This is a genomic window from Paracoccus sp. SM22M-07 (assembly GCF_001887735.1).
GTDB lineage: Bacteria > Pseudomonadota > Alphaproteobacteria > Rhodobacterales > Rhodobacteraceae > Paracoccus.
The window spans coordinates 1-3,402 of sequence record NZ_JPKW01000037.1 but is presented as its reverse complement, the minus strand read 5'-3'; the positions used below and the strand labels follow the sequence as shown (position 1 = coordinate 3,402).

Sequence of the window (3,402 nt, the reverse complement as noted above, 5' to 3'; positions counted from 1 at the left end):
GACGATCTCCTCCGGCTTGTGCTTTTTCTGGGGCATTCCTGCATCCTCCAAATGGCTCAAAAGCCATACCTCAGGGAGGACCACTTTTCAGGGGGCAGACCAACAGCCCGGCCACAGTTCGGATCCTTCGCAGGGTGCAAATGCGATATACCCTGCCGCGCGACTGGCGCTGCTGGTTGATCAGGTTTCCGAAAGTCTACGCACCGAGGGGCCTTTCGATACGGATTTTGCGCCACCTTACTCGACCATGCAGGTCGGCGTCATCACGGGCGGCGCTGCGGTCAACATCATTCCAGAACTAGCCCGTTTGCTGATAGAGACGCGCACCATTCCGTCTGAATTTCCCGAAGCCGTAATGAAGCGCGTGTTGTCAGCGCTGGAGGATGTCGCGTATTTAACACCCGGCGTTGAGGCGAACTGGCGTGAACTGGCGCGGTATCCCGCGTTGGCGCCTTCACATGACAGATCGTTGGCCGAACGCTTGGCTAAAGCGTCGGGCCGCCAGGTCGTGGCCGCCGTCAGTTATGGTACCGAGGCCGGTCTGTTCGCAGAGGCGGGCATTCCCTCGGTCATCTGTGGCCCGGGGAACATTGGTCGGGCCCATCGCGCGAACGAATATGTTTTGCAGAAAGAACTGAACGAGTGTCGCGATGTGCTGATGCAAATCATCAATGAGCGCTGCGCTTAGCTGTTCAGTCCTGCCATAGCTGGCACTTGGCACTGGCTTGAAGCTGCCGCACACGGCGGAGGTTCTGGTTCGCGTTACCCTTGAACTTATCGGCATGGCGCGGCATTGGCCGCCGCGCTGCTCTGAAGCACACGCTTTTCAGCGGGCCGTCGCCTCCAACCCCCTTTGATAGGCACCGGGCGAGATGCCGATTGTTCGTTCGAAGCGGTGATTGAAGTAGCCAAGGTCAGGACTCGTTCTTGATCACAGCCAGAACAGGACGGTTGCCGCCGATGCGATTGCGGAGAGGTAGGTTCCGGGCACCTGTCACAACGCGTGGCGACACGTCTCCGGTCCTTCAGACGACCGAACATGATCTCGATACGATTGCGTCTTTTGTAGCGCCGCTTGTCGTATTCCACAGTCTTCTTCCGGGACTTACGGTCGGGGATGCAGGCGCTTATCCCTTTTTCCTCCAACGCTTCTCGCAGCCAGAAGGCGTCATATACCCTGTCAGCCAGAAACCATTCCGCCTTCGGCAGGCTGACGGGCAGTGCTGCCGCACCGGTGTAATCGCCGACCTGCCTTGCGGATATGAAGAACCGGAAGGGACAGCCTTTCGCATCAGTGAGACCGTAAGATCAATGGGTCTGGAGCCTAGGGGCCTGGAAGCGATGATTGACTGATCGCAACGGCACAGTTTTGATACGATGTGGCTTCAAGGCATAGAAGTTGTATCCGGTTGGTTCACGAGGTGAAAAGTTCGGTTAAGGCAAAATCCTGCCCCCGCAACCAGATCCAAAAAAGATATCCGCAGATTATCAGCCTCCCGCACGGGAGGCCTTTTGCGTTCCACCCTGTGCCAGTCCGACCATCGCAGACAGCGCCCCTTCCAGCTCCAGCCTGATGCCATCCGCCGTGACTTGCACCGTTACTGACGTGATCAGTCCCCGGATGATCTCCAAAGCCGGCGTCTGGATCTCCGGATCGCTCAAGGTATCCGCCAGTTCGGTGACCTTAAGAGGGAAATCCTCCAAAAGGTTCGGGTGCAACCAAACCGGGGACGGGGCAGGCGCGGGAAAACGTCACTCGGTCGGCACTGAACCCCCGTCAATCACATGTTCGCTGCCGGTGATGCTGGCGGCGCGATCCGACGCAAGAAAGGCGATCAGGTTGGCAACCTCATCAGGGCGCGTTTGAAATGCTGGCGTGATCCTCCAGCGTCTCCTCCACGATCCGCAGCTTCTCGGCAGCCGTCCAGCGGCGCCGACGACCGCCATCGGTGATGATCTCAATCTCAGACATAAGCACGTCCTAAGGCATATGCCTAAGCCTCCATGGCTAAGCCCAAGTGTCCGGGCGAAACGGGGGCCAGTTCACAAACTCTACATTAAACTGAGGGACGTTCCGGGGGGCAGGTCATGATCAAGTGGTCCACGTTCGTAAAAGCTGCTTGATCCAGAAGTTTGATATACGCTCTTGCACTTTGCTCGGGGCTCAGCTTTTCGGCGACGTAGGACCTTGGATCAAATTTACGCAAATTACTCCAAAAAACATCAAAGGATGTCTCCAGAGTGCTCTCTGTGAACGTGCCTCCACATCGCTCGTCGAAGTATGGAACAGATGGCGAAAACAACCCTTCTGGTGCGAAAGTTTGTTCAACTGGATCAACAAGCTTGCCTTCATTCCATGCGAAAACGGGAATGCCGGAAGCCATAGCTTCCTGATATGCAAGTCCCTGCGTTTCGTGCTCACAAAGGAAAATTAGGGCGCGTGTGCTGGCGAGGGCCGAGCGGAAATCTTCAATTCTATGATTGCCGTAACGCAATGTTTCTAAACTGATACCGCGCTTGCGCAAATGCGCCTGCATTCGATCCATGATGCGGGGGACCATTTCGTCGCGATTCCACCTGATCTTATCGTAGATCACCACGTCATGATTTTTCGGCTCGTCAGACAGGTCAGGCCATTCACTCAGGATAATTGGCACGAACATAGGTTGAACACGCTCACCCAGCTTCTCGCGCCATAGCTGGCAATACCATTCCGAGGGCTGTGTGAAGATGCGAATGTTTTGGCTGGAGGCCATGCTGTCAATTTCGTTGGGGCGAGGCACGTAACCGGGACCAAAGACAGCCGGATTTGGCAGCCTTACACGGTTGTAGACTTCAGGAAAGCCTGCAATCCCGATTGGCATATCAGGATGGTGCCGTGCATAAGCAAAGTCATTTACATGCACTTCCATTCCCAGTTCTTCTAAGCCCTGCTTGAGGTTTTTGAACGCTTGGTAAAACCCTGTATAGAGTTGCTTACCTTTCATCCTGCGGTAGACTGTTCGTGCCTGCAGATGGAGGTTTGACTGAAGCCTACCCAGAAACCGATCCAATGCCTTCTCTTCATATCCGTGGTAGAAGAGATCAATGCGACGTTTAAGAACCACAAAACACCTGTCACGTTAAAATTAAAGCGTCCGACTGAACCGCGCCGGGTTTTCCGGAGGCTGATTGCCATTAGTTACGCGGCTATGGCTTCAGTTGCTAGAGCGCCAGAGAAGATGGCTCCGGCTTCTGTTGTTGGGCACCTGAACTGGCCCCCGTTTCGGCCGGACATTTGTGCATAGCCATGGAGGCTTAGGTATATGCCTGAGGACGTGCTTGTGTCTGAGATTGAGATCATCACCGATGGCGGTCGTCGGCGCCGCTGGACGGCTGCCGAGAAGCTGCGGATCGTGGAGG

The 3,402-nt window shown here is 55.6% G+C and carries 4 protein-coding genes and 1 pseudogene; 1 reads left to right on the top strand and 4 read right to left on the bottom strand.

What is annotated here, in order from left to right; translation table 11 throughout:
• On the top strand, nt 1–688 hold a 688-nt coding region (locus IE00_RS19270; protein ID WP_139291561.1), incomplete at its 5' end, for a M20/M25/M40 family metallo-hydrolase.
• A gap of 243 nt (nt 689–931) precedes the next feature.
• Here the strand turns inward: IE00_RS19270 and IE00_RS19265 are convergent.
• The 4 genes and pseudogenes from IE00_RS19265 to IE00_RS19245 all read right to left on the bottom strand — a co-directional run.
• A pseudogene (locus IE00_RS19265) lies at nt 932–1,305 on the bottom strand (transposase); the annotation flags it as partial.
• A 183-nt stretch (nt 1,306–1,488) separates the two neighbouring features.
• Nucleotides 1,489–1,704, bottom strand: coding sequence for a hypothetical protein (locus IE00_RS19260; RefSeq protein ID WP_072298771.1), 216 nt, complete (start codon nt 1,702–1,704; stop codon nt 1,489–1,491).
• Nucleotides 1,705–1,752: 48 nt separating this feature from the next.
• The gene (locus tag IE00_RS19255) at nt 1,753–1,836 is read right to left on the bottom strand and encodes a hypothetical protein (RefSeq protein WP_240494017.1); all 84 of its coding nucleotides are present in this window, start codon (nt 1,834–1,836) and stop codon (nt 1,753–1,755) included.
• A gap of 221 nt (nt 1,837–2,057) precedes the next feature.
• Nucleotides 2,058–2,987, bottom strand: a complete 930-nt coding sequence (locus IE00_RS19245; RefSeq protein ID WP_139291559.1) for a glycosyltransferase — start codon at nt 2,985–2,987, stop codon at nt 2,058–2,060.
• Nucleotides 2,988–3,402 lie beyond the last annotated feature (415 nt).

Bases quoted from the DNA above. Each gene is read 5' to 3' on its own strand.
- IE00_RS19245 (WP_139291559.1), bottom strand. From the start codon at position 2,987: ATGAAAGGTAAGCAACTCTATACAGGGTTTTACCAAGCGTTCAAAAAC.